Genomic DNA, 24,470 nt, shown 5'->3' with positions numbered 1-24,470 from the left:
GGCTTAGAGGCACATGTCATAAGTCAACTCGCCCAAGAAGGCAAAGAACAACGCCTTCGTGGTCGATTCGCCTTATGCCACCCGCCTCTGACCAAAGCCCTTCCAACTTTCTAACCCGCAGGCTAATCCGAGGAGGCTCACCACCCGCCCGCGGAAAGCGAAGTCTTGCACGGAAATCATTAGCGGTAAAAAACCTGGACTGAGATTGTACTTCTACTTTTTAGTTTTGTCCCAATCTCTTTTTTTAATTACAAAAGCCAATCAATAGTTTCAAAATCTTTGAAAACAGTAAGCGTTTTCATAGTATTGAATTACAATATTTATTTTTTAATTTTCCGAATAATTTTCTGTCAGGAAACAGTCAGTGACAAATGATTCACTAGTAACGTTTAAATTCAAACTGGGGGATGAATAGGATGGGACAAGTAAATTCAACACTTGCATTTAAGGAAGAAAAAGGGGGAAAGGAAAAGGTCGTGTCGAACCAAAATCGGTCCTTGCATATTTTCAATATACCGATCTTATGGTTTTTGGTTTTCACAGCTATAACACTAGTAAGCTTATATACTGGTAATCTCCCGGGAGGTATGATCGGGACCCTTCTTGTCATGATGGTTCTCGGTGAACTGCTGGGCTGGGCGGGTGATCGCACTCCAGTTGTCAAGACATTCCTGGGGGGAGGAGCAATCATTGCGATTTTTGGTTCTGCGTTTATGGTATATGCAGGATTACTTCCAGAAGAGACAGTTACTTCGATGACTGACTTTATGAAATCAGGAGGATTCCTGAATTTCTATATTGCTGCATTGATTACAGGAAGCATTTTAGGAATGAACTCAGAAGTGCTTGTGAAAGTAGGGCTTCGATATTTCCTTCCGATTTTCGGAGCTGTTGCAGGAGCTGTCATCATCGCCGGGCTGCTTGGATTTCTTGTCGGGTTCACTCTGCAAGAAGCCATACTTGTCATTACGATGCCAATCATGGGCGGAGGAATGGGGGCAGGGGCTGTCCCAATGAGTCAAATCTACTCTGAAATGATGGGGAATGAGCCAAGCTACTATATTTCGATGCTTGTACCTGCTCTGGCGTTAGGAAATGTATTTGCCATCATACTGGCGTCCGTACTTGATATGATTGGGAAGAAAGTTCCCTCCTTAAGTGGAAACGGTCAATTGATGAAAGGCTTCACATATGAGAAAACAAAGCAAAAGTACAATGTGGAAAAGATGGGGGTCGGTTTATTGGCGGCTTTGACATTTTTTGCAGTCGGGACATTGCTTGGCACAGTTCTTCCGCTTCATCCATATGCCATCATGATCATTCTTGTGGCTGCGGCGAAGATTTCCAATATCATCCCTCAAAATGTGGTGGAAGGCGCAAGTCAGTGGTATCAGTTTGTGGCAAGCAACTGGACATTTGCCCTGTTGTTTGGAATCGGTGTGGCCTATACTGACTTGAATACGGTGCTTGAAGCATTGACTCTTCAGTATATTTTAACTGTTTTCGGAGTGGTGCTCGGAGCGATCATCGGGGCAGCGATCCTGGGAAAACTGGTTGGCTTTTATCCGATAGAATCAGCGATTACGGCAGGACTTTGCATGGCGAATATGGGGGGGACTGGAGATGTTGCTGTTCTATCCGCTTCAAAGAGAATGGAACTTATGCCGTTTGCTCAAATCTCCTCCCGCCTTGGCGGTGCTTTGATATTGTTATTGGCCGGTCTGATCATACCTCTCTTGTAAAAACATGTTAAACTTAAACGAAGGCTTGACTATTGCAGTCAGGCCTATCTTTAATGACTTATGATTGTGGTGAAGAAAAATGAATGTCATATTGATTGTCCTTCCTGCTTTATTGGTTTTTGCTGTAGGATACATCGGGCAGAAGAAACTCGGATTTGAAATCAATTCTATTTCTAAAATGGCCATCTATTTAATGTATCCATTTCTTGCATTCAAGACATTTTACGAGAATGAACTAAATATGGACTACCTATATATATTTATCTTTTGTTTGTCCCTTTGTCTGCTATTGATTGTTACGATTAAAATAGTCGCCAGGGCAAATGATTATTCCAAGCCTAAAGTCTCCGCGATGATTCTTTCCGGCGTATTTATGAACAGCGGGAATTACGGGGCGCCTGTCATCCTGTTTGCGTTCGGGGAACTTGGCTTTCGCTATGCTGTCATCATGATGGTGATTCAGTCGTTTCTCATGAATACGATCGGTTTGTATTATGCTGTAAGCGGAAGTGATATAACAAGGGACAATAGGGAGATCTGGATGAAGATTATCAAAATGCCGATACTCCATGGTGCATGGATAGGATTAAGTTTTCAGCTGCTGCATCTCCATGTCCCGTTGTTCATGAGTCAAACAATTGATTTGATTTCACAAGCGACAATCCCTGTCATCATGGTGGTATTGGGTATGCAGCTTGCTACCCTTGGAGGAAAAGCAGTTGAAAAAGGGTCGTTATCACTTATTATCATTTTGAGAATGGCCGCGTCACCTGTACTTGCTTTTATTCTTGTATCTTTCCTTCCCGTTAATGCGGAACTAGGGGCGATTCTGATCATTTTGGCAAGCATGCCGACTGCTGCCAATACGACGATGTTCTCCCTGCAATTCAACACTGAACCAGATTTGGTATCAGCCAGTACATTGATCACGACCTTAATGAGTATCATAACGATTCCAATCATGCTGGCAATTGTTTCGGTATGAGAGATTGAAGAATAGATGAGGGGAATACTGTAATAATATTATGTATACTTATTGTCTTGAAAGAGATTGGGACAAAACTAAAATTCCCTTGTCTAAAGACGAACATTTCAGAGTGGACTAAATAACGCTAATGATTTCCGTGCAAGACTACGCTTTCCGCGGGTAGCCCGTGAGCCTCCTCGGCAAGCCTGCGGGGTCTCACTTGTCTAGCTGCAGGGCTTTGAGGCACAGGTCATAAGCCAAACCGGCCAAGAAGGCAAAGAACGCCTTCGTGACCAATTCGTCTTATGCCCCCCGCCTCTGAGCGAAGCCCTTCCGCTTTTCTAATAAGCTACTCTTCCCGCAGGAGTCTTCGTCTTGCACTCCAATCAACCGCTGAATGAGCTAATTCCTAGATGTACAATGAACAAATTAAAAACCCGAGCTATTTTGCCTCATCTCATGCAAAATAGTTCGGGTTTTGCTTATGCTAAATCACTTTTGTCCCAGCCTCTTTCTTATTTTTTCATGCTTCTTGCAAATTCCTTTGCCACCTTTGGTGTTCTTTTTGCTTCATTCACAGTGTACATAATCGAGCTTTTTTTCATTTGAATGTCTGTCTGAATTTCTCCCTGGGTTGTTTGGAGCTGGTCGGTTTCTGCAGTCACGCGATTCATATCTGCCTGAATACTGCTGACTGTTTGGTTAATTGAATCTATCGCCGGTTTTGTTTCTTTGAATGTTTTTCTTGCGCTGACAGCAAGCATTATTAGAGCAACTGCCACAATTGCGATACTTAAATAGATTAGCCACATATGATCTCCACCTTTGCATATTTAATTCTGTTTTATTATATTTTCCCTGTTTTCAAGAAAATTAACTGTTTCTTATTCATTAATTATTATTTTCTTAACTATATGGCTTTACTAACGATCGTACAGCTAGTAATCTATTGATAAGTTTATGAGAGCGGAGGGAAAGTGGATGGTAAAAGCAATATTCTTTGATTTGGACGATACATTGTTATGGGATGCAAAAAGCATCCAAAGTGCTTTTGATGAAACTTGTAAATATGCTGGTTCTAAGGTGGATATTGATCCTGAGAGGTTAGAAAAGGAAGTAAGAAAAAAAGCCATGGAATTATACTCTTCGTACGATACATATGAATTCACGAAAATGATCGGCATTAATCCCTTTGAAGGTCTTTGGGGTGATTTTCCCGATGAACATCATGAACAATTTATGAAAATGAAGGAAATCGTGCCTGAATATCGCGAACAAGCATGGACACTAGGATTAGAAAATGCGGGAATACACAACAAAGATCTGGGCAAGGAATTGGCGGAACGTTTCAGGACTGAAAGGAAGAATCATCCTTTTGTATATCAAGACACATTCCAGGTACTGGACGCTTTAAAGCAGGAATACAGGCTGGTCCTTCTCACTAATGGTTCCCCTGATCTTCAAAACCTAAAACTGCAAATGACTAAGGAACTCCTTCCTTATTTCGAAGAAGTCATTATTTCCGGAGCGGTCGGAAAGGGTAAACCCGATAAGGCGATGTTTCAGCATGCGCTAGACCGGCTGTCTCTCGCTAAGGAAGATGTCATTATGGTAGGTGACAATCTAAAGACAGACATAAAAGGCGCAAATCAAGCAGGCATAAAAAGTATATGGATAAATAGAAGGAATGAGAAACCCGAAGAAGTCATTCCTGATTTCGAAGTATCTGAGCTGAGCGGACTTCCAGAATTGATGAAACAATTATAATTATTCTCATATTCAGTGACCCGCTTTCATAAAATGTGCACTGCATGAGGGTAGTTTTCAACATGAAGGAGGCACACCGTATGGCAAATGGATTTCATGAGAAGTTGGTGGATGCGTCGATTGATAAAGTATGGGATTTAGTAAGCGACCTTGAGAAATGGGCTGCGCTTGTCCCCGGCTATATGGAACATACAATAATCAGTGATGCAGAATCGGAGTGGAAATTCAAAGTAGATGCAGGTCTTTTCAAAAAGAAGATTCATGCAAAAGTGGAAATCAAAGAATGGATAAAACCCAACAAAGTATCATTCACTTTAACAGGGCTCAATGAAAAGTTTTCTGGCAGCGGTTCATTCGAAGCTTCCCGTCTTTCAACATACGAAACCATTGTAAGGGGAAAGTTGTCCATCAGGCCTGATAGTTCAATGGGCAAACTGATCACTCCCATAATTGAAAGAATGGTCCCCGATATGACAAGGGAATTAACAAACAACGTTTCCGATGAAATCGAAAGGCTCTATTCCCACAACTTATAAAGATGACAAAGCTGAACCAGCGGAGTAAATAATCCGCTGGTTCTTCCAATTAATCTTATAAATCGGGGTTCATCCCGTCAGAGGTTCATTGTTAGTTGAAAAAACATAGGTTATGCTAAGATATAATTCGGCTTGAATAAAGCATGGAATTTTTTAACGAAAAAATCCAGGGAACTACATACACTATAAGCAGTAAGTTTTAAAGAGGGGTCATATGATGCAAAACCTTGAATCGATCCGCGAAAAAGCGATTGAGGAAACAAAAATGAAGATTGAAGAAGATATTTCGCATTTTCTTGCGTCACACAAGGAATGTCCTGCATTTCAGGACTATTTGTCAGAAAGAAGCGGCTTTTTTCAGCAGATTTGGTTGAATACATGGCTGAACAAGGTGACAAATAATATTCTTAGAAGTCATAAAAAATCATTTCTGCGTAGTAAGGGATATGAAGTAGAAGGAGTCGATAAAAAGATTCTGAATAAAATGTTCCGAAATGAAGTCCGGAATGAACGCCCTTTCCATGTTAGGGAGTGGGTTCAGGAGAATGCGCCGGATGAGCAGGAATGGGAAACTCGTCACCGTAAGGAAAGGGAACGATACCTCAAAGAAATGGAAGAAAGGTTAACGGCTTCGAAAAGAAAAGGTGTCCAAAAAGAAATCTTATACTTCCTTGAGCAAAAGGTCGAAGACCAGGAACTTAACTGGTACTTGGAATTAAGGTATATATTCTCAAAAAAGATAGTGAGTGACTTGAATTCAAAACCGAAATATAAACAAATCGATCCATTTGCACTTGAGGATAAGTTAGAAGAACAAGGAATGCTCAGCAATCATGATTTTACTACAGTGTCTGACATACTAAAGGAATTTACTGGATCCATTCATAAGAAAAGTGAACAATGGGAACGAAATCTCTGGGAATACGAAACGTATCAATTTCCTTATGAACGGTTCATTTCTTCTTGCACAGAGAATGTTATTTCATCTTATGTATGTGAGAATCTTCCGGCTGATATCCTGGTTTCTTATAAGGAAATTTACGGACGAGAACTTTCACAAGAGCAAGTTATCAAATGGGCACAACCTGTCATCTTGAAAGAAAAAACACTTTTCTTCAATTGGATCCGAGAAGAATATGTCGTCGATTTGATGGAGCTTGCAGCTGTACCTTTTGATATAGAAGAGCATCTTTCACTTTATAGAACAGCGCTTGAAAAGAGACTCCAGCTTAAAGAGGAAGAAGAAGCGTTATTAAAAGAAAAGCAAGAAGAAGATGCGCGGATACTGCATGACATATTCGGCCAGGAATACAGTCCATCCCAAAGAAAAGGGATAGAATACGTCCTCCATATAGGAGAAACGAATACAGGTAAAACCCATAAAGCGTTGACCCGCATGAAAGCTGCCGAGAGCGGGATTTACCTTGCCCCTTTAAGATTATTGGCCCTGGAAGTTTTTGATAAGCTGAATAGCGAAGGAGTGCCTTGCAGGCTTAAGACCGGAGAGGAAGAAAAAGAAGTCGGCGGGGCACGTCATATGGCATGCACAGTTGAGATGTTCCACGAAAAGAACGATTACGAAGTGGTTGTTATCGACGAAGCACAGATGCTTGCCGATCAGGACCGAGGTTTCTCATGGTATAAGGCCATAACGAAAGCCAGGGCAAAAGAGGTCCATATTATCGGGAGTGAAAACGTACGGACTCTCTTACTTGGCCTGGTTGGAGAAGAGCAGGTGCAGATACACAATTATGAAAGAGAGATTCCTTTACAGGTAGAAAAGAAGGAATTTAAATTAAAGCATGCAAAGCAGGGAGACGCCATTGTCTGCTTTTCCAGAAAGAAAGTGCTGGATACAGCCTCCAGACTTCAGAATAACGGCCACAAAGTAAGCATGATTTATGGAAGCATGCCTCCAGAGACGCGCAAGAAACAGATGATGCAATTCATTACAGGTAAGACAAAGGTAATCGTGGCAACAGACGCGATTGGAATGGGTTTGAACCTGCCGATAAGGAGAATCGTATTTCTGGAAAACGATAAGTTTGACGGGACAAGAAGAAGGCTCCTTACATCACAGGAAGTCAAGCAAATCGCAGGAAGAGCTGGAAGAAAAGGTATCTATGAGGCTGGGAAGATCGCCTTCACCAAGGATATTAAAAAAATGACGCACTTATTGACGCAGGATGACCCTTCCCTTAAAACATTTGCGATAGCCCCTACAAGCAATGTTTTTGAACGATTCCAGCGTTATTATCATGATTTGGATACCTTCTTCGAATTATGGGACCGCTATGACAGTCCATACGGGACAGAAAAAGCTTCTTTAACAGAAGAGAGGGAATTGTACGGACTCGTCCGGGGGACAGATATAGAAGCAAGGCTCTCCCTTAATGATTTATACGGATTTCTGCACTTGCCGTTTTCGAAGAAAGAAAACAAGCTCACTCAGCAATGGCTGGATTCCATGCATGCGATTGTTAATGACGAGGAGCTTCCTGAGCCGGATATCAGTAATAAAAACCTTGAACATAAGGAAATTTCCTATAAGGCAGTAGGGCTGCATTTATTACTTCTTTACCGTTTAGGAAGGCAGACAGAAGCATACTATTGGGAAAGAACAAGGCAGGAAATCGCTGATGGTGTGCATGAAAGCTTACGGACCGAAGTGAAAGGTCTCTCAAAGAAATGCAGGAATTGCGGGAAGAAGCTTCCACCCAACTTTGGTTTCCCAATTTGTGACAGATGCCACGCGTTGAAGCGTAAGCGGCGGGAAAGAAAGAAGGGGTAAGTGGTCATCGGCAATAATTGAATACTTAACGTAAAAAAGCAAGCGGGATCCGCTTGCTTTTTTATCTGCATTATCGGCTGAAGAAGTTTTCTGTATAATAAGGCTGCGATTCACCATTAAAGGCAACCCCTACACCAAGATATTCGTAGTGTGACTGAAGGATATTATCCCTGTGACCTTTTGAATTCATTAATCCCTCATGTGCGAATATTGAACTCATCTGTCCGTAGGCAAGATTTTCTCCCGCTGTCCTGAAAGCCACATCGTCTTCTTCCATACGGTCGAAGGGAGATTTTCCTTCGCGGTTTGTATGGCTGAAATAATTGTTGTCCGCCATATCCAAACTGTGCTTGCGTGCCGTCTTCTTCACCCCATTATCCCATGTCAGGGGAAGCAATCCGTGATTTACCCTGGCGGCATTGGTAAGGTCGAATAACTGAAACTCGAATCCTTCTTTCAGTTCCGGATTCGGTTCTGTATAAAATCCCTGCTTCTTTTGTTCCAGACTTCGATCAATGATTTGCACTGCTGTGACAGAATCCTGCTCATGTTTGTCATAAAAGAAGGTGACATAGCTGTCATCGACCTGGAAGACATCATGTTCTCCATTGTTTTGCAGCTGGTAGACCGTAAGTCCTTTTCTTATCGACGTCAAGGGATCACCAAGCCTGCCTTGAACCGTTTCTTTCGGACTGTCAATTTCTATCCCTGTAGAAGAAGTCAGTAAGTCCTGATTGGTATATAATCCATTCACATGCTGTTCGGAATCATAGGACACCATAAAGAAATTTTGATAATCTTCATGATAGGTATGCCAGTACGACCCGTACTCGTTAAGTGTTTTACGTACTGGAGCACCAAGTTCTTTTTCCACCGAACCCCTTGAATCACCCAGTTCAATATTATGTATGGAAAATTCCTGGTTTTCCGGAGCGGAAAGAGACGGCTTATCGATGGTTCCACGGTCTTGCTTGTCTTCGCCATCTTTCATTTCTCCGATTGACTCATCAAGCTTGACCAAAAGCAGATTCAATTCATTATAAAATTGGTCAAAAGCATTCTGTACTTTCGGGTTGTCTTTCATTTCCTGTATTTTAGAAAGCATGGAATCCAATCCGGTCGCCTCTACTTTTTCCTCCCAGACCGGTTTTGAACCATATGCAATAAATATAACAACAATAAGCATTATTAATCGCTTCATGCGGTAACACTCCAATCTATCCTTCATTTTACCCAAAAAATCATGGAAGGAAAACGAAAGGAAAACTTTTCACCTCTATATACCCCATCTTGCATCCTTTCAATCCATATTCCCTGTTTTAGTATAGTTTTGTATGGGTAACATAAAAAGTAGATTCCATTTAAGACCGGGAAATAAATGAAAAGGGGAATTAATCAATGAAACTTACACATGAAGAAAGAATACAGCTGCATGAATTCAATAATCTGACAAAGTCCTTGAGTTTTAATATGTATGATATTTGTTATACAAAGACAAGGGAAGAAAGGGAAGCTTACATAGAATATATCGATGAACAGTACAATGCAGAGAGGCTCACAAAGATACTTACGCACGTTTCCGACATCATAGGGGCACATGTCCTGAATATTGCGAAACAGGATTATGTACCCCAGGGGGCAAGTGTGACGATCCTTGTGTCAGAGGGACCCATCGTAGAAGTCCCGACTGAACATTTCGATGAATCGCCTGGACCGCTTCCATCTTCCGTGACGATGCATTTGGATAAAAGCCATATTACAGTTCATACTTATCCTGAATATCATCCTCATGAAGGGATCAGTACATTTCGTGCAGATATTGATGTGTCTACGTGCGGTGAAATATCGCCATTGAAGGCACTCAATTATCTGATTCACTCTTTTGACACTGATATCATGACGATGGATTACCGGGTGCGCGGCTTTACGAGGGATATCAATGGTCGAAAACTATTCATTGATCACGATATCAATTCCATCCAGAATTATATTCCGGAAGAAATCAAAGACGAATATGACATGATAGATGTAAACGTCTATCCACAAAATATCTTCCACACAAAATGTAAATTGAAGGAATTCGACTTGAATAACTATCTGTTCGGTTATTCAAAGGAGAAGCTTGAAAAGGAAGAGGCTGATGAAATAACGAAGAAATTAAAGATGGAAATGGATGAAATCTTTTACGGAAAGAATATACACACTCATTACTAGACCGATCCCCTGTTGGTATATGCCGACAGGGGATTTTTTTTGAAAAAATTCACAGGTCACCACCCCGTTGGATCCTTTCATTCAGTATAATGGGATGGTAGATAATCATAAGGAGGATTACCCATGAATTCACATGAAATAGATTTTAAGCTGCATGGAGATGATATGCAGTTCGTGGAAATCGAGCTTGATCCAGGAGAGAGTGCCGTCGCGGAAGCAGGAGGCATGATGATGATGGATGACGGCATTTCGATGGAAACGATCTTCGGTGACGGAGCCCATGATGGAAGGGGAGGCGGCTTATTCGGCAAGCTGGTCGGAGCCGGTAAGCGTTTGTTGACAGGAGAAAGTTTATTTATGACTGTCTTTACGAACGAAGGAAGCGGCAAGAAACATGTTTCTTTTGCTGCTCCCTACCCTGGTAAGATCATCCCTGTTGACTTAAGTGAATTAGGCGGGAAAGTCATCTGTCAGAAGGATGCTTTCTTGTGTGCAGCAAAAGGTGTTTCAGTCGGGATAGATTTTCAAAAGAAACTGGGTACGGGTTTCTTCGGCGGAGAAGGATTCATCATGCAGAAGCTAGAAGGGGACGGCCTCGCATTTTTGCATGCCGGGGGCACTATATATAAAAAGGAACTCCAGCCAGGTGAATTGCTGAGAGTCGATACAGGATGCCTGGTCGCCATGACTAAAGATATTGACTACGATATTGAGTATGTTGGCAAGGTAAAGTCTGCTTTTCTAGGAGGAGAAGGACTGTTCTTCGCCACGGTGCGCGGTCCTGGGAATGTATGGATTCAATCACTTCCATTCAGCCGCTTGGCAGAAAGAATTTATGCAAATGCCCCAGGAGGCGGAAAATCAACTGGAGAAGGCAGTATTTTAGGGGGAATCGGTGATTTCTTGAACGGTGATGATTAATATATTAGAGTATTCGAGACAGCAGGTTATTTGCTGTCTTTTTTATTTGCCGGTTTATGCCATGAAGGCTAAAAACGCCTTCAAAGGCCCATTCATCTTATGCTTGTCGCCTCTGACCAAGCCGCCTCCGCTTTTCATTGTCCAGCTGCAGGGCTTAGAGGCACATGTCATAAGCCAAACCGGTCATGAAGGCAAAGAACGCCTTCCCGTCCGGTTCGGCTTATGCCACCCGCCTCTGAGCGAAGCCCTTCCGCTTTTCTTTTTGTCCAGCTCCGGCGGCTAGAGGCTCGAGGTCATAAGCTAAATGGACCATGAAGGCAAAAAACGCCTTCAAGGCCCATTCATCTTATGCTTGTCGCCTCTGACCAAGCCGCCTCCGCTTTTCTGTGTTATTCACCCATTTTTTCTTTTTGACATATGTAATAGTAGATGAAATGGAAAGGGTGGTTTTATGTCAGGGAGTGTACGGCATTATTATGCAGGAGGCAATACAGCGAAAGGATTTTACAGTCTGTATGATTCGGTCCTGGATGGAATGAATCGGTTGTTTATATTGAAGGGCGGGCCAGGAACGGGTAAATCTTCGTTAATGAAGGATATTGGGCAAAGATTCGAAGAAAGGGAAATCGACGTTGAATATTTGCATTGTGCATCAGATAATCAATCGATTGACGGAGTGATCCTGCCTCAGTGGGGAGTCGGGATTGTAGATGGGACAGCACCCCATATAATCGAACCGAAGGCACCGGGAGTAATTGAAGAGTATGTCAATCTCGGTACAGCTTGGGATTCGAATGTATTGAAAGAACATAAAAAAGAAATTCTGGAGTTGAATGATCTAATTTCTGATAAATTCCAGACGGCATATCATACTTTTGCTCAAGCATTGGCAGCCCATGATGACATTGAAGAAATTTATATTTCCAATATGGACTTTAACCGAGCCAATGAGTTAACTCAGGAGCTGATCAATTTATTTTATGGAGACAACTTTCTTAAAAAGGGAGCGAAAGTGGTACACCGGTTCCTTGGTGCGGCTACGCCCGATGGAGCTGTCGATTATATCCAAAACCTGACCCAGGATGTGGAGAAACGTTATTTCATCAAGGGGCGTGCCGGCTCAGGGAAATCGACTATGTTAAAGAAAATCGCGGCGGCAGGTGAGGAAAAAGGGTTTGATGTCGAAATCTACCATTGCGGCTTTGACCCGAACAGTCTGGATATGGTCATCATCCGCGAACAGGGAATAGCCATATTCGACAGTACTGCCCCTCATGAATATTTCCCTGACCGCGATAGCGACGAAATCGTCGATATGTACGAACGCTGCATCACTCCTGGCACCGATGAGAAGTTCGCCGAGGGAATTGCCAGGACCACAAAGGGGTATAAAGATAAAATGAAAGAGGCAATCTCGTATTTGAGTGAAGCGAAGGCCTTGAGGGAGAATCTGGAGGCCATTTATGTAGATGCGATGGATTTCAACGAAGTTGATCGACTTAAAGAAGAAATATTTAATGAGATGAAATCCATTGTTGATTCGATATAAGAAAGTGTAGATCACGCGAGAAAGACTGCGTGATTTTTTTCTGTGCAATAGCATTGACAATATACCCACATAGGTATATTATTAACTCAAGAACAAATTATGAATCTTTCTACAGGAGGAATTTACTTATGAAAGAATTATCAACAAAAGAAGTACAGGAATTACTAAAAAATGATGAACCTAATATAATCGATGTCCGGGAGGATGATGAAGTAGCAGCTGGTATGATCCCTGACGCCAAGCATATCCCACTTGGATCGATTGAATCACGGATGGATGAACTGGATAAGTCCAAGGAATATATCATGGTCTGCCGTTCGGGCGGACGAAGTGGACGAGCTGCTCAGATCCTTGAAAATCAAGGGTTTAAAGTTATAAATATGACTGGTGGAATGATGGCCTGGGAAGGCGAAGTCAAATAAATTTTTTTGAGTGCATTTATACCCTATTAGGTATTAAATTTAACTAACAGGAGGAATTATGATATGAGTAAAAAAGTAGCAATCATCGCTAGTAATGGTGGATTATTTGATGCGTATAAGGTTTATAACATTGCAACGGCAGCAGCTGCAACAGATCAGGAGGTAGCTATTTTCTTCACATTCGAAGGGTTAAATTTAATTCATAAAGAAGCCCATCAACAGCTGCCGATGCCTGAAGGTAAAGAACATTTCCAAGAAGGGTTCACTAAAGCAAATGTACCGGCCATTCCTGAGCTTGTAGAAATGGCGAAAGAAATGGGTGTTCGATTTATTGGTTGTCAAATGACTATGGACGTCATGGGACTGGATAAAGAAGCTTTTGTAGACGGAATAGAAGTAGGCGGAGCCGTCACATTCTTAGAATTTGCCAAAGATGCAGATGTTACATTAACATTCTAATTGAAAATTCAGTATAAGAAGAGCTATTGGGTTTTCCAATAGCTCTCTTTTAAAAACTGTTTTAAACAGAATCCATTGGAAGAAGTGGTACCTTATGAAGAGATGGGTCTATTTTGTCACTTTAAGTTCTAATGCTCCCTATGTGATCAAAGAGGGTATCGAGCGAAAGAAAAGCGGCGATGAGGTAATGATTTTCTTCGATTTGGATGGAGCATATGTATTGGATAAACGGTACACGCAGAAACTGGAGAGGTCCCATGGAGTGGATATGGAGAAATTGCTTCAACAGGCACATTCCTTAGGGATCGGACTCTACGGCTGCCAATTGAACATTCTTGTGGCAGATGGATTAGAATTAGTCGATGGTGTTGAATTGGCTGGTGTCGTCACGTTTCTTGAGATTGCTTATGGAGCTGATGCAGTATTAAGCTATTGAAGGGGGGCAATCCGGTATGCCTGAAAGAAAAGTTGTAGTACTCGCACTTCATGATGAATTGGAGTCTGTTTATCCTCCGCTGAATATCGCAGTAGGTGCAGCCTCCTCTGGTGCAGATGTTATATTGGCATTCTCAAGGAAGGGTGTCAACATTTTGACAAACAACTTTGTCCCTAAGCCATCGAAAGGAATTGAATATTTATCACAGGCACTCGATGCATTCAATGCACCGACAATCAACGAGCTGGTTGAGCTGGCAGCGGAAGCCGGAGTGCGATTTTATATAGTGGATGCTGACCATCATGAAAAATTGGATCTTATCTACCCTGCCGAGCAGGTTCCCATCAAGTGGGTGCTGAATGAAAGTAATTCAGCGGATTTGTTTGTTCATTTTTAGTATCTTAAAGTAAGGATGGAGAATATGAACTGGAAGAAATCGAATTGTGGAAATGGGACATGAAGCAAATCTTCAAAGAAAAGCCGCAAACGATATATACCGCCTATATGACCGGGCTTGTGGCTGTGGCTCCTGGCAGGAGTCATCTTATTATTGAATAAGCTTTTCTAAAGAAGGAGTCAAATGAGGCTTCTTCTTTTTTTATCCTATTGATTTTTAACACTGAAACCTTCAATATTAATAAGCGAACGATTACTAGCAAAAGAAAGTAGGAACTGTACTTGAATATATTTAGATCCTTAGGGATTTCAGAAGAAATGGATAAAACACTGTCGAAGATGGGCATTGTGAAACCGACACCCATTCAGAGGGAAGTCATTCCGGAAGTAATGAAAGGCCGGGATGTCATGGCAAAAGCCCAAACCGGTTCTGGAAAAACATATGCATTTGCCTTGCCGATACTTGAAAAAAGTAAAAAGGGCGGCAGCCACATCCAGGGTATCATTGTCACTCCGACCAGAGAATTGACCATACAAGTTGCGGATGTTTTAAAACAACTGACAAAGAAACAAAAGAATACGGACATCTTAGCAATGTACGGCGGTCAAAGTCATGAGCAGGAACTAGAAGAGCTTCAAAAAAATCCGGCTTATCTTGTCGGTACGCCGGGCCGGGTATTGGATCAAATCAAACGTGGGAATCTGGACCTTTCGCATGTACGATTTTTTGTGTTGGATGAAGCAGATCAAATGCTCCAGATCGGTTTTTTGAATAAAGTAGAGGAAATCATAAAATCAACACCTCGTTCAAGGCAGATGATGCTGTTTTCAGCCACCATGCCGGCACCTGTCAAAAAATTGGCCCTTAAATATATGAAAGAGCCAAAAACTATCGAGATCGAAGAAAAAGCCGCTCCTTCTTCAATTAATCAATTTGCCATCTTCACGGTGGATAAAGCAAAACAGGAAACGATTCTTCAATTAGTGGATGCATTCAATCCGAAAAAGGCAGTAATATTCTGCCGGACCAAAAGAAGGGTCTCGAAACTTTATCAAGTTCTTAAATCAAACGGAACTCAAGCGGGCGAACTTCATGGTGATATTCCTCAGGATAAACGTGAAGAAGTGATGGAAGCGTTCAGAAAAGGGGAAATACCTTTCCTGGTCGCAACCGATGTAGCTTCCCGTGGACTGGATATCGAAGGGGTTACCCATGTCTTCAACTATGATATTCCTGAAAATACCGAAACATATACCCACCGGATAGGCAGGACAGGAAGAGCTGGAGCAGAAGGTTTATCCTATACTCTCTATACTTCAGAAGACAGGCCGTTACTCGATAAAATTGAAAGTGATTTACAGTCGAGAATTCAAAAACAAAATTTAGGGAACACCATCTCCCTTAAAGATAAAGAAAACTCAACATCCAAAAAGAAAAAAAATAAAGGAAAAAGACCTTCATCAAACCGAAACAATTCGACAAAGACAAGCAGCAAAGAGCAAAATGCTGAAAAAGAAGGATTTTACGGAAAACGGCCGGGAAATAAAAAATCGGAAAAGGCCTCGCGTGAAACAGCAAGACCATCGATAAAAGAGAATAAAGAACGAAAAAAAGTCACTAACCAACGTGCTAAGTCCAACAAAAAGCCGGCAGCCCGTCCAACAAAACCAAAAAACTAATGAGAAACGTAAGTCTATAAAAAACCGGACTACATTGCTTCCCAAGATGCAAAGTAGTCCGGTTTTTTATTTGTTAAAAAGTGAGTATGGTGTTTTGCTAAATCAGGTTGATAATGCGTAAACGTATCCTTTTTCATTACCTGTTCCAGCGGTTGATTGGAGTGCGAAACGCAGACACCTATTAGAAATGCGGAAGAGCTTTTAAGAGATGCGTGTGGCTTAAGTCATGTGCCTCTAAGCCCAGCAGCTGGACAGTTCTTTCCCTGAATATGAAGAAGGTGGATAACGGGAGCCCGAGGAAAGTAAAGTTTTGTCCGGAAATCAAAAATGGGATCAAAGAAGTTGAGAAGTCTAAATCACTTCGCTCATTCCTTACACCAAGCATTGTATATCGAGAAAATATCGATATTATTCTAAAATAATAAACAATTTACTCTATATTATTTTAGAATAATAATAGATTTATAGCCTGTTATGTTACGATAACAGCAGAGAAATGAATAGAAAAAGGAGATTTTCAAACTACAATGAAATTAGTTTCGTGGAATGTAAATGGAATAAGAGCCTGTGTAAAAAAAGGATTCCTGGATTACTTTAAGGAAGTCAATGCAGATATTTTCTGTATCCAGGAAACGAAACTCCAGGAGGGGCAAATCGACCTGGAGCTGCCGGGGTATGAACAATACTGGAATTACGCTGAACGGAAAGGATACTCGGGAACGGCTGTTTTCACTAAAAAGAAGCCCCTCTCAGTATCATATAGTTTACAGGAGGGGGAAACTGAGCCTGAGGGCAGGATCATCACCTGTGAGTTTGAACGCTTCTATCTTGTAAATGTATACACGCCAAATTCAAAAAGAGATTTGTCGAGACTGGATGAAAGACTGCAATGGGAAGATACGCTCCGGGATTATCTGATGGAACTTGATCGGACAAAGCCGGTGATCCTCTGCGGGGATCTGAATGTCGCGCATAAAGAGATAGATCTTAAGAATGACCGCGCAAACCGTGGTAATTCCGGGTTCACGGATGTGGAGCGAGGTAAGATGACTCTGTTTCTTGAATCAGGTTTTGTCGATACATTCAGGTATTTATATCCTGACAAAGATGAATCCTATACATGGTGGAGCTATATGAGCAAGGTCAGGGAAAGGAACATTGGATGGCGCATCGATTATTTTATTATGTCAGAGCGAATGTCTGTTAGTATTAAAGATGCAGACATTCATTGTACAATATTGGGCAGCGATCATTGTCCTGTATACTTGGAGTTGGACGAGACAATTAATTAACTGAATGAAGCGAGGAATATGTATGGGAAATGACAAATTGAAATTTGACACACTTAAAGTCGAATTATGTAATAAAGAGACCGATGAATTGATAAGACAGGTATCTTCTTCATTTTTGGAGGAGGCTTTGGAGTACCTGAAATCTAATGAAAATGAATACATTTTCATTGAGTCAGATGAGTTCGATAAGATTAAGATTGACGGACTGTCAATGGAACTTGATGACCTGTTCGGCCATTACGATGCCATGTTCGGGTTGAAGTTGCAAAAGAAGTACAGAGAAGAGATCGTCTCCTTCTTCGAAAGTACGCTGCATGGGAAGAAGGGATATAATCTTCTTTTTAACGGAGAAGACGGCTTGTGGGATGTGAATCTTTCCATTAATGATCTTCCTTCTTATCATAGTAATATGACGTTGAAGGAAGCGGTTGAAGAGGTATATTCGTATCTTTCTGGACTGCTTGAAAAAGTTTCAGGAAAAAAGTAAGCACCCCGATCACTTTTCGAGGTGCAGCTGATGAATTATCTCTTCTGATCCCTTACCCTTGCCATTTCCTCTGATACCACAATGGCAAGGTCTGTATTGCCAAATAAGGAGAGTACGCCCAACAGGGTCGAGTCGGCGATTTCTTCGGATTCCTCCTTCGGCACAGTCAGGTCGATTCCCTGCTTAAGTGCAGGGTTTGCCGCTTGTTCAGGATAGGCCTTTTTATAGAGGTCTGCAGGGTTAAGGTCATTATTTACGCACCACTGCGCAAACACAAGAATCATCATGTTTTCGTCTTTCTGATAGTTTGAAATGATCTTGTCTTCAAGTTCTTTATTGTTCATTTTAGTCGCTCCTTAAAGATACTGTCGACTATCATTATATCGAAGGACAGGAGCAAATCCTATTAAAAAAGATGAGTGGGACATCATGGTTTTCTTTTACTATGATCCAGTGTATAATTGAGGGATATGCGAAGTGAAAGGAAGATATTTTTTAATGATCATTACTGGCCATACTATGGAAGAACTTAAAGATCCAACAGGTATCTTAAGCGGCAGCCGCCATGAAATGATGCTGGCGATTGAAGTCCCTGAAGACGATGAAATGTATTCAGAGTCCGGGTTATATATAAAAGCCATCTTTGTTCAAGACGGAGATGAGTCACGTATTGCACAATATCAAATCATTGAAAGAGACTCTGAATCCATTCTCGATTTTGAATTGGAAGAAGATGAAGAAGCCCAACTTCTGCAATATTGCAAAGAAGCTGTGACCAATTGACTGTAAACATCTTATCTTTTCTGGATAAGATGTTTTTTTATGCAAAAAAAGATTTAATACATCAAACTGCTGAAAACATTGTCGGAATAGGATGTATCATAATGAAAGAGTATGCTATAATGATGCTATCAATTGATAGCACATCGTTTTTTGGAGGGTTAAACACTTTATGAGCACCAATGATAGAATCCAGCTTAACGTCAGGGTCGACAAAGAAACAGCTCAACAATTGGACGAAATTGTTGAATATTACCAGGAAAAAGCGAAGATTGGCAGAATATACAAAGGCGACGTTCTTACAGATATCATCAAAAAATCCCATGAACTGATGTTAAAACAAATCGCCATCCAAAACCGCAAATACTAAAAGTCATGTTGAAGAGCATATACATCCCAATTGTATACGCTCTTCATTTATCACTTCAATGTCGGATATGGTAAGATAACAACAAACATTCATACGAACGGGGTATTGATCGTGCAGCTTCCGGATAAATTGATTAAAATTCAAAAGAGCTCAGGTATTTCACCTTATATTTGGAGTATCATAAGCATTCTCCCTTTTTACTTTATCTTTCAATCATCTTCTTCAATTGAAATCATAGTCGGCATAACACTGACGATATTATTCTTTATTTTCTTACGGCTTGCTTTCCTATCAAAAAATTGGCCGGTATATGTGTGGACATCTTTATTAATTGCCATTTCCATCACGATGACCATTCAGTTTAATTTTATTTATTTTGCATTTTACATAGCTTACTATAACGGGAATATAAAAAATCGAATCGCTTTCTTGACGCTGTATGTTATTCACCTTGTACTTACAACTGCATCGATCAACTATAAATTCGTTGAACAGGCAGCTCTCTTTCTTTCCCAAATTCCGTTCATCCTGATTATCTGGATCAGTGTAATCCTGCTTCCTTTCAACATATACAATCGCAACAAACAAGGTTGGCTTGAAGAAAAGTTGGAAGATGCGAATAAACGGATATCAGAACTTGTCAAACAAGAGGAAAGACAGCGGATAGCAAGGGATCTGCATGATACGTTAGGGCAAAAGCTGTCCCTCATAGGTTTAAAAAGTGACTTGGCTCGGAAACTGATTCACAAAGATCCCGAACAGGCAAAAGAAGAGTTGAAAGATGTGCAGCAAACAGCGAGGACAGCACTTTCTGAGGTTAGGACGATGGTCTCACAAATGCGCGGGATTCGTCTGGAAGATGAAATGGTCAGAATCAAACAGATCCTTAAAGCGGCAGATATTGAATTGATCATAGATGAAGAAACCCCTATACCAGCCACTTCACTCTTTCTTGAAAATATATTGAGCATGTGCCTGAAAGAAGCCGTCACAAACGTCGTGAAACACAGCAAGGCGGATTTATGTGAAATAACCATCGAAGATCATGACAATGAACTGACGATAAAGGTAAAAGACAATGGCATCGGTCTCAGCAAGGATAAAGACTTGTCGAGAGGCTGCGGATTAAGAGGGATGGAGGAGCGTCTGGACTTTGTAAACGGGACGCTCGATATCATTTCCGATAAAGGCACGATACTGATCATGAGAGTGCCAAAAGTAATCAAGCAGATAGGGAGGGATTAAGATGATTCGCATCGTAATCGCAGAAGATCAGCGCATGATGCTCGGCGCTTTGGGATCATTGCTTGATTTGGAAGATGACCTTGAAGTAGTGGGGAAGGCGAGCAATGGGGAAGAAGCGATTTCCCTCGTCCGCCGACTGAAGCCTGATATATGTATGATGGATATTGAAATGCCCGAGAAAACAGGGCTTGAAGCAGCGGAAGAATTAAAAGGGGAAGAATGCAAAGTCATCATTCTGACGACATTTGCCCGTTCCGGTTACTTTCAGCGGGCAATCAAAGCCGGGGTTAAAGGCTATTTATTGAAGGACAGCCCCAGTGAAGAGCTGGCAACCTCCATTCGACTTGTCATGCAGGGGAAAAGAATGTATGCCCCTGAATTGATGGATGATATGTACAGTGAAGAGAATCCTTTGACTGACCGGGAGAAAGAGGTGCTGGAATTGGTGGCAGATGGAAAAAACACAAAAGAAATCGCCGATGAACTCCAATTGAAGACAGGAACGGTACGTAACTACATTTCCACCATCCTTGATAAGCTCGAAGTGAAAAATCGCATTGAAGCCATTACACATTCCAAAGAAAAAGGCTGGTTCAAGTAAAAAAAGATTGACAAGAAATATATTCATGTTACGATAACATCGAATTCAAAATTTCATATGACGATCCACTAGGGGTGCCTTTCATGAAGGCTGAGATTAAAGTGTGACTTTAAGACCCTTTGAACCTGATCTGGTTGAGACCAGCGTAGGGAAGTGGTGTTTGAAGGTTACATATTATTTTGGTGTGATGCCTTTTCAAGCCACTTTCTGTTCGCTTTTTGCGTATGGAAAGTGGCTTTTTATTTTTCCCTGAGATGGGTCGTCGTGGAAAAGGAGAGTCTATGATGACATTTTCAAATGAATTAAGGAAAGAAGTCGATGAGGTCTGGGAGGCGAGCTTTAATCACCCGTTTGTAAGAGGGATCGGGGACGGTACGCTGCCGCTCGACAACTTCCGTTACTACATCCTGCAGGATGCGTATTATTTATCTCACTTTTCAAGGGTCCAATCATTGGGAGCTGCCAAAGCCCCAGATTTACATACGACATCAAGAATGGCAGCTCACGCACAGGGAACGAATGAAGCAGAATTATCCCTGCATGAAACATTCTCTGTTCAACTTGGTATTACAGAGGAGGAAAAGAAACGATTCAAGCCTTCTCCGACCGCCTACGCTTATACTTCCCATATGTACAGGGCAGCACAATTCGGAGGGCTAAAAGAAATTCTCGCTGCAATCCTGCCCTGTTATTGGCTTTACCATGAAGTCGGGGAGCGCCTTAACATGTTTACTCCTGATGAACCGATTTATAAGGAATGGATTTCAGCTTATGGCGGTGAATGGTTCGGAGAGCTGGTGAAAGAGCAAATCAATCGGTTGGATCAGCTGGCTGAAAAAGCATCTGAGGAAGAAAAAGCTTTGATGAAAGAGCTGTTTATGATCAGCAGTATATATGAGCTCCAATTCTGGGAAATGGCCTACTCCATGGAAGAATGGCCATTTGAATACCACCTCATGAAAAATACAGGAAAGCAGGTGAAGTAAATGGCAAAGCTGAAATTGACGGACATTTTGGTCACGGTTGTCATCTCGATCGGATTCGGTATTATTTACAAAGTCTGGGGCCCTTTATACAACATGATAAAGCCATTTGGCCTGCACGCAGATCAACTCATCTATGGGATGTGGTTCATGGCAGCAACGGTTGCATTCTTGATCATCCGTAAGCCTGGCGTCGCCCTGCTCGCCGAGATTGCGGCTTCATCCGGTGAATTTCTAATGGGATCGGAATGGGGACTTGAGGTCCTCCTTTTCGGGGTTGTGCAGGGGTTATTTGCTGAGGCGGTATTCTTTGTTACTAAGTATAAACGAAACAGCCTGTTCATAATTAGTCTCGCTGCTGTGATGTCAGCATTTGGATCGATCTTAATGGATAGTTACAAAGGCTATATAGGAGATCTGGCTGTATGGAATCTGCTTTTATTCCTGGGGGCAAGATTACTTGGTTCGATATTGATATCTGGAATGGGGGCTTTCTATCTTGTGAAGGCCCTGGAACGAACGGGTGTGACAAGCCTTGTGAGACCTGCAGAAAAAGAAGATTACGAAGCTCTTGACAGATAGGTGTGAGTCGCAGTGGAGATCAAGAAATTAAGGTTGAAGTTTCAGGGAGAAAAGCAATTACTGTTTAAAGATTTATCACTTTCGATCGGTCAGGGGGAGAAGGTCCTTCTCCTCGGTCCTTCCGGATGCGGAAAATCAACGCTTCTTAACGTATGTGCGGGGCTGATCCCCCATTCGTATGAAGTGCCGATGAAAGTATCATCCATTTCATATCCTTCCTCCTGGGGTTATGTGTTCCAAGATCCGGACGCGCAGTTTTGCATGCCTTATGTGGACGAGGAGATGGCATTCGTCCTTGAAAATCTGAATGTACCGAGAGAAAATATGGATGAAATCATTCAGGAACTGCTTCAAAAAGTGGGTTTGAACTTTCAGAACCCCCATATCAAGATTTCTGATCTGTCTGGAGGGATGAAGCAAAGGCTGGCCATCGCTGCGGTCCTTGCGATGGAGCCGGATACACTTTTTTTGGATGAACCGACCGCTTTAGTGGATCAGGAAGGAACAAAGGAAATTTGGAACACAATCAAAAGGATCAGTAAGGAAAAAACGGTGGTCATCGTTGAACATAAGCTGGATCAGGTTGTCGAATTGGTCGACCGGATCATCCTCTTCAACAAGTTTGGAGAAGTGATTGCAGATGGAAAGACAGAAAAAGTCCTTACAGAACATTTCGAGACCATCAAGAAGGATGGCGTCTGGTATCCGGGCGCACGTAAAGACTACTTAAGATCATTCAAGAGGAAAAGGCATATCTTTTCGGATGAAACAGCGTTAGAAATAGAGCATTTTAAAGGATATCTGAATAAGACTCCAAAAATAACGGTTGAACATGCTTCTGCCAACAGAGGTCAATGGATTTCTATCCTTGGAAGAAACGGAGCCGGAAAATCAACCTTTCTCCATGGACTGATGCAATTCATCAAAACAACTGGAAGATACGAGTTATTTGGCCTTAATAAAACCAAAGAGAATATACTTGAACATTGTTCATTTGTTTTTCAGAATCCCGAATTTCAATTTGTTGCAAATACCGCATATGACGAAATCGCCTTCAGCCTCAAGCTGAAAAAAATCAGCGGGGCTGAGCTGGATCAAAGGACAGGGGAGATGCTGGAACGGTTCAATTTGAAAGAATGCAGCCATTTGCATCCGTTTCAGTTATCCATGGGGCAAAAGAGACGATTGAGTGTCGCGGCTTCCATTCTGATCAGCCAGGATGTCATTCTTCTGGATGAACCTACTTTCGGTCAGGATGCAGTGAATACGTTTCAATTACTGCATATGCTGAAAGAGCTGCAGCATCAAGGTTCCACCATCCTTATGGTCACTCACGACATCGAAGTGGCAAAGGCCGTGTCGGATAGAGTATGGACGATTGAGAAGGGGGAATTGATTAAGGATGAAGCTTGCTCTATATCAACCGCAGCAAAGGAGGGATCAATGTGAAGCAAGACATCCTGCACAATAAGACTTGGATGCACGGGGTCAACCCAAGTTTCAAACTCATCATCCTGGTTCTCCTGTTCCTCCTGAGTTTGATGATCCATCAATTAAATATCCTTTTCTATTTAACGGTATTTTCTTTTTTGCTGTTCTGGTTTTGCTCTGGACTTACATGGAAAGTCAAATTCCTGCTGTTTCTGCCTTTTATCCTGATGTTCGTTTCTACTGCCTCTTCCATGATCTTATTTGGTAAGGGAGACGTGATTTGGCTGAAGTGGGGACTTATCGAAATTTCAGAGGAAAGCTTTTACCGGGGCCTTCATATTGGTTTCAGGGCATTACTTTTTGGGTTGCTTGGATTGCTATTTACGTTATCAACCAGGCCGGTGATGCTCTTCTATTCTTTGATGCAGCAGCTTAGGCTGAAACCTAAATACGCTTACAGTTTTATGGCTGGATTCAGAATAATCCCCATTTTAGCAGAGGAATTCTTGACAATCCGCCGGGCTATGAATGTAAGGGGTCTTAACCGGAAAAAAGGCATAGCTGGATTGCTTTTCACATTTCGGTCCTCGGCGCTGCCGCTGCTTGCCCAAAGCATAAGGAGAGCACATCGGATTGCAGTGGCAATGGAGGCTAAGCGATTTAATGGAAGCGGTAAAAGGACGTACTTTTACCAAACAGATTTTTCAAAATATGATGTATTTTTTATTGTAATGATCTCCGCCATGCTGGTGTTCGGCTGGCAAGCGGCGGCAGTATTTCCGGTCTTCCCGGCCGGGGATGTACGTTATCAAGGATAGG

The 24,470-nt window shown here is 41.9% G+C and carries 26 protein-coding genes and 1 riboswitch; of the genes, 23 read left to right on the top strand and 3 right to left on the bottom strand.

Annotation, left to right across the window (positions count from 1 at the left end; all coding sequences use genetic code 11):
* Positions 1 to 416 precede the first annotated feature (416 nt).
* Both AS034_RS12300 and AS034_RS12295 read left to right on the top strand, forming a co-directional pair.
* Positions 417 to 1,742, top strand: coding sequence for a 2-hydroxycarboxylate transporter family protein (locus AS034_RS12300; RefSeq protein WP_032088455.1), 1,326 nt, complete (start codon positions 417 to 419; stop codon positions 1,740 to 1,742).
* 79 nt (positions 1,743 to 1,821) lie between these two features.
* Positions 1,822 to 2,727 (top strand): AEC family transporter, encoded by a 906-nt coding sequence (locus AS034_RS12295; protein ID WP_058298642.1) that lies wholly within the window; start codon positions 1,822 to 1,824, stop codon positions 2,725 to 2,727.
* Positions 2,728 to 3,224: 497 nt separating this feature from the next.
* Here AS034_RS12295 and AS034_RS12290 read toward each other — a convergent pair whose 3' ends face one another.
* Positions 3,225 to 3,521, bottom strand: coding sequence for a DUF948 domain-containing protein (locus AS034_RS12290; RefSeq protein WP_032088457.1), 297 nt, complete (start codon positions 3,519 to 3,521; stop codon positions 3,225 to 3,227).
* A 169-nt stretch (positions 3,522 to 3,690) separates the two neighbouring features.
* Between AS034_RS12290 and AS034_RS12285 the strand changes: the two genes are divergently transcribed.
* From AS034_RS12285 to AS034_RS12275, 3 genes are all read left to right on the top strand, one after another.
* Positions 3,691 to 4,476, top strand: coding sequence for an HAD family hydrolase (locus AS034_RS12285; RefSeq protein ID WP_032088458.1), 786 nt, complete (start codon positions 3,691 to 3,693; stop codon positions 4,474 to 4,476).
* An 80-nt stretch (positions 4,477 to 4,556) separates the two neighbouring features.
* Positions 4,557 to 5,012 carry an SRPBCC family protein gene (locus AS034_RS12280; protein ID WP_032088459.1) on the top strand — a complete coding sequence of 152 codons (456 nt, stop codon included), beginning with the start codon at positions 4,557 to 4,559 and terminating at the stop codon, positions 5,010 to 5,012.
* Between the two features lie 214 nt (positions 5,013 to 5,226).
* Positions 5,227 to 7,803, top strand: coding sequence for a helicase-related protein (locus AS034_RS12275; RefSeq protein WP_336433367.1), 2,577 nt, complete (start codon positions 5,227 to 5,229; stop codon positions 7,801 to 7,803).
* 70 nt (positions 7,804 to 7,873) lie between these two features.
* Here the strand turns inward: AS034_RS12275 and AS034_RS12270 are convergent, their stop codons facing one another.
* Positions 7,874 to 9,004 (bottom strand): CAP domain-containing protein, encoded by a 1,131-nt coding sequence (locus AS034_RS12270; protein ID WP_032088460.1) that lies wholly within the window; start codon positions 9,002 to 9,004, stop codon positions 7,874 to 7,876.
* 197 nt (positions 9,005 to 9,201) lie between these two features.
* Between AS034_RS12270 and speD the strand changes: the two genes are divergently transcribed.
* The 10 genes from speD (at position 9,202) to AS034_RS12215 (ending at position 17,659) form a co-directional block, all read left to right on the top strand.
* Positions 9,202 to 10,017 carry an adenosylmethionine decarboxylase gene (gene speD / locus AS034_RS12265; protein WP_032088461.1) on the top strand — a complete coding sequence of 272 codons (816 nt, stop codon included), beginning with the start codon at positions 9,202 to 9,204 and terminating at the stop codon, positions 10,015 to 10,017.
* A gap of 123 nt (positions 10,018 to 10,140) precedes the next feature.
* Positions 10,141 to 10,938: a TIGR00266 family protein gene (locus tag AS034_RS12260; protein ID WP_058298641.1), complete on the top strand. Its 798-nt coding sequence runs from the start codon at positions 10,141 to 10,143 to the stop codon at positions 10,936 to 10,938.
* A 451-nt stretch (positions 10,939 to 11,389) separates the two neighbouring features.
* A complete protein-coding gene (locus AS034_RS12250; protein WP_058298639.1) occupies positions 11,390 to 12,487 on the top strand; it encodes a PRK06851 family protein in 1,098 nt (365 codons plus the stop codon).
* Between the two features lie 128 nt (positions 12,488 to 12,615).
* On the top strand, positions 12,616 to 12,909 hold the full coding sequence (locus tag AS034_RS12245) for a rhodanese-like domain-containing protein (protein ID WP_058298638.1): 294 nt from the start codon (positions 12,616 to 12,618) through the stop codon (positions 12,907 to 12,909).
* A gap of 63 nt (positions 12,910 to 12,972) precedes the next feature.
* On the top strand, positions 12,973 to 13,368 hold the full coding sequence (locus AS034_RS12240) for a DsrE/DsrF/DrsH-like family protein (protein WP_032088466.1): 396 nt from the start codon (positions 12,973 to 12,975) through the stop codon (positions 13,366 to 13,368).
* 94 nt (positions 13,369 to 13,462) lie between these two features.
* Positions 13,463 to 13,804: a DsrE/DsrF/DrsH-like family protein gene (locus AS034_RS12235; RefSeq protein ID WP_032088467.1), complete on the top strand. Its 342-nt coding sequence runs from the start codon at positions 13,463 to 13,465 to the stop codon at positions 13,802 to 13,804.
* Between the two features lie 16 nt (positions 13,805 to 13,820).
* Complete coding sequence (locus AS034_RS12230; RefSeq protein ID WP_032088468.1) at positions 13,821 to 14,201, top strand: peroxiredoxin family protein; 381 nt, start codon at positions 13,821 to 13,823, stop codon at positions 14,199 to 14,201.
* A gap of 317 nt (positions 14,202 to 14,518) precedes the next feature.
* Positions 14,519 to 15,880 carry a DEAD/DEAH box helicase gene (locus AS034_RS12225; RefSeq protein ID WP_074440009.1) on the top strand — a complete coding sequence of 454 codons (1,362 nt, stop codon included), beginning with the start codon at positions 14,519 to 14,521 and terminating at the stop codon, positions 15,878 to 15,880.
* 527 nt (positions 15,881 to 16,407) lie between these two features.
* Positions 16,408 to 17,172 carry an exodeoxyribonuclease III gene (locus AS034_RS12220; protein WP_032088469.1) on the top strand — a complete coding sequence of 255 codons (765 nt, stop codon included), beginning with the start codon at positions 16,408 to 16,410 and terminating at the stop codon, positions 17,170 to 17,172.
* Between the two features lie 22 nt (positions 17,173 to 17,194).
* Positions 17,195 to 17,659 (top strand): hypothetical protein, encoded by a 465-nt coding sequence (locus AS034_RS12215; RefSeq protein WP_058298636.1) that lies wholly within the window; start codon positions 17,195 to 17,197, stop codon positions 17,657 to 17,659.
* Between the two features lie 35 nt (positions 17,660 to 17,694).
* Here AS034_RS12215 and AS034_RS12210 read toward each other — a convergent pair whose 3' ends face one another.
* A complete protein-coding gene (locus tag AS034_RS12210; protein ID WP_032088471.1) occupies positions 17,695 to 18,003 on the bottom strand; it encodes a hypothetical protein in 309 nt (102 codons plus the stop codon).
* A 133-nt stretch (positions 18,004 to 18,136) separates the two neighbouring features.
* Here AS034_RS12210 and AS034_RS12205 point away from each other — a divergent pair, with 133 nt between their 5' ends.
* The 8 genes from AS034_RS12205 (at position 18,137) to AS034_RS12170 (ending at position 24,469) form a co-directional block, all read left to right on the top strand.
* Positions 18,137 to 18,442: a DUF6509 family protein gene (locus AS034_RS12205; RefSeq protein ID WP_321174896.1), complete on the top strand. Its 306-nt coding sequence runs from the start codon at positions 18,137 to 18,139 to the stop codon at positions 18,440 to 18,442.
* 169 nt (positions 18,443 to 18,611) lie between these two features.
* Positions 18,612 to 18,809 (top strand): hypothetical protein, encoded by a 198-nt coding sequence (locus tag AS034_RS12200; protein ID WP_032088473.1) that lies wholly within the window; start codon positions 18,612 to 18,614, stop codon positions 18,807 to 18,809.
* 129 nt (positions 18,810 to 18,938) lie between these two features.
* Positions 18,939 to 20,054, top strand: a complete 1,116-nt coding sequence (locus tag AS034_RS12195; protein WP_032088576.1) for a sensor histidine kinase — start codon at positions 18,939 to 18,941, stop codon at positions 20,052 to 20,054.
* Between the two features lies 1 nt (position 20,055).
* The gene (locus AS034_RS12190) at positions 20,056 to 20,655 is read left to right on the top strand and encodes a response regulator transcription factor (RefSeq protein WP_058298635.1); all 600 of its coding nucleotides are present in this window, start codon (positions 20,056 to 20,058) and stop codon (positions 20,653 to 20,655) included.
* Positions 20,656 to 20,715: 60 nt separating this feature from the next.
* Positions 20,716 to 20,824: riboswitch (TPP riboswitch) on the top strand.
* Between the two features lie 115 nt (positions 20,825 to 20,939).
* Entirely contained in the window at positions 20,940 to 21,641 is a 702-nt protein-coding gene (tenA, locus tag AS034_RS12185) for a thiaminase II (protein ID WP_058298634.1), read from the top strand.
* Entirely contained in the window at positions 21,642 to 22,220 is a 579-nt protein-coding gene (locus AS034_RS12180) for an ECF transporter S component (protein ID WP_032088476.1), read from the top strand.
* 12 nt (positions 22,221 to 22,232) lie between these two features.
* A complete protein-coding gene (locus AS034_RS12175) occupies positions 22,233 to 23,669 on the top strand; it encodes an ABC transporter ATP-binding protein (protein ID WP_058298633.1) in 1,437 nt (478 codons plus the stop codon).
* Positions 23,666 to 24,469, top strand: a complete 804-nt coding sequence (locus tag AS034_RS12170) for an energy-coupling factor transporter transmembrane component T family protein (RefSeq protein ID WP_032088478.1) — start codon at positions 23,666 to 23,668, stop codon at positions 24,467 to 24,469. Before AS034_RS12175 ends, AS034_RS12170 begins: the two co-directional genes overlap by 4 nt.
* Position 24,470 lies beyond the last annotated feature (1 nt).

It is taken from the genome of [Bacillus] enclensis (assembly GCF_001456935.1).
Classification (GTDB): domain Bacteria; phylum Bacillota; class Bacilli; order Bacillales; family Bacillaceae_B; genus Rossellomorea; species Rossellomorea enclensis.
Note: the sequence above shows the minus strand (reverse complement) of the source record. Positions and strands in the feature narration are given on the sequence as shown.

Excerpts from the sequence above, each read along its gene's own strand:
- AS034_RS12300 (WP_032088455.1), top strand. The coding sequence starts at position 417 with ATGGGACAAGTAAATTCAACACTTGCATTTAAGGAAGAAAAAGGGGGA.
- AS034_RS12295 (WP_058298642.1), top strand. The coding sequence starts at position 1,822 with ATGAATGTCATATTGATTGTCCTTCCTGCTTTATTGGTTTTTGCTGTA.
- AS034_RS12290 (WP_032088457.1), bottom strand. The coding sequence starts at position 3,521 with ATGTGGCTAATCTATTTAAGTATCGCAATTGTGGCAGTTGCTCTAATA.
- AS034_RS12285 (WP_032088458.1), top strand. The coding sequence starts at position 3,691 with ATGGTAAAAGCAATATTCTTTGATTTGGACGATACATTGTTATGGGAT.
- AS034_RS12280 (WP_032088459.1), top strand. The coding sequence starts at position 4,557 with ATGGCAAATGGATTTCATGAGAAGTTGGTGGATGCGTCGATTGATAAA.
- AS034_RS12275 (WP_336433367.1), top strand. The coding sequence starts at position 5,227 with ATGATGCAAAACCTTGAATCGATCCGCGAAAAAGCGATTGAGGAAACA.
- AS034_RS12270 (WP_032088460.1), bottom strand. The coding sequence starts at position 9,004 with ATGAAGCGATTAATAATGCTTATTGTTGTTATATTTATTGCATATGGT.
- speD (WP_032088461.1), top strand. The coding sequence starts at position 9,202 with ATGAAACTTACACATGAAGAAAGAATACAGCTGCATGAATTCAATAAT.
- AS034_RS12260 (WP_058298641.1), top strand. The coding sequence starts at position 10,141 with ATGAATTCACATGAAATAGATTTTAAGCTGCATGGAGATGATATGCAG.
- AS034_RS12250 (WP_058298639.1), top strand. The coding sequence starts at position 11,390 with ATGTCAGGGAGTGTACGGCATTATTATGCAGGAGGCAATACAGCGAAA.
- AS034_RS12245 (WP_058298638.1), top strand. The coding sequence starts at position 12,616 with ATGAAAGAATTATCAACAAAAGAAGTACAGGAATTACTAAAAAATGAT.
- AS034_RS12240 (WP_032088466.1), top strand. The coding sequence starts at position 12,973 with ATGAGTAAAAAAGTAGCAATCATCGCTAGTAATGGTGGATTATTTGAT.
- AS034_RS12235 (WP_032088467.1), top strand. The coding sequence starts at position 13,463 with ATGAAGAGATGGGTCTATTTTGTCACTTTAAGTTCTAATGCTCCCTAT.
- AS034_RS12230 (WP_032088468.1), top strand. The coding sequence starts at position 13,821 with ATGCCTGAAAGAAAAGTTGTAGTACTCGCACTTCATGATGAATTGGAG.
- AS034_RS12225 (WP_074440009.1), top strand. The coding sequence starts at position 14,519 with ATGGATAAAACACTGTCGAAGATGGGCATTGTGAAACCGACACCCATT.
- AS034_RS12220 (WP_032088469.1), top strand. The coding sequence starts at position 16,408 with ATGAAATTAGTTTCGTGGAATGTAAATGGAATAAGAGCCTGTGTAAAA.
- AS034_RS12215 (WP_058298636.1), top strand. The coding sequence starts at position 17,195 with ATGGGAAATGACAAATTGAAATTTGACACACTTAAAGTCGAATTATGT.
- AS034_RS12210 (WP_032088471.1), bottom strand. The coding sequence starts at position 18,003 with ATGAACAATAAAGAACTTGAAGACAAGATCATTTCAAACTATCAGAAA.
- AS034_RS12200 (WP_032088473.1), top strand. The coding sequence starts at position 18,612 with ATGAGCACCAATGATAGAATCCAGCTTAACGTCAGGGTCGACAAAGAA.
- AS034_RS12190 (WP_058298635.1), top strand. The coding sequence starts at position 20,056 with ATGATTCGCATCGTAATCGCAGAAGATCAGCGCATGATGCTCGGCGCT.
- tenA (WP_058298634.1), top strand. The coding sequence starts at position 20,940 with ATGACATTTTCAAATGAATTAAGGAAAGAAGTCGATGAGGTCTGGGAG.
- AS034_RS12180 (WP_032088476.1), top strand. The coding sequence starts at position 21,642 with ATGGCAAAGCTGAAATTGACGGACATTTTGGTCACGGTTGTCATCTCG.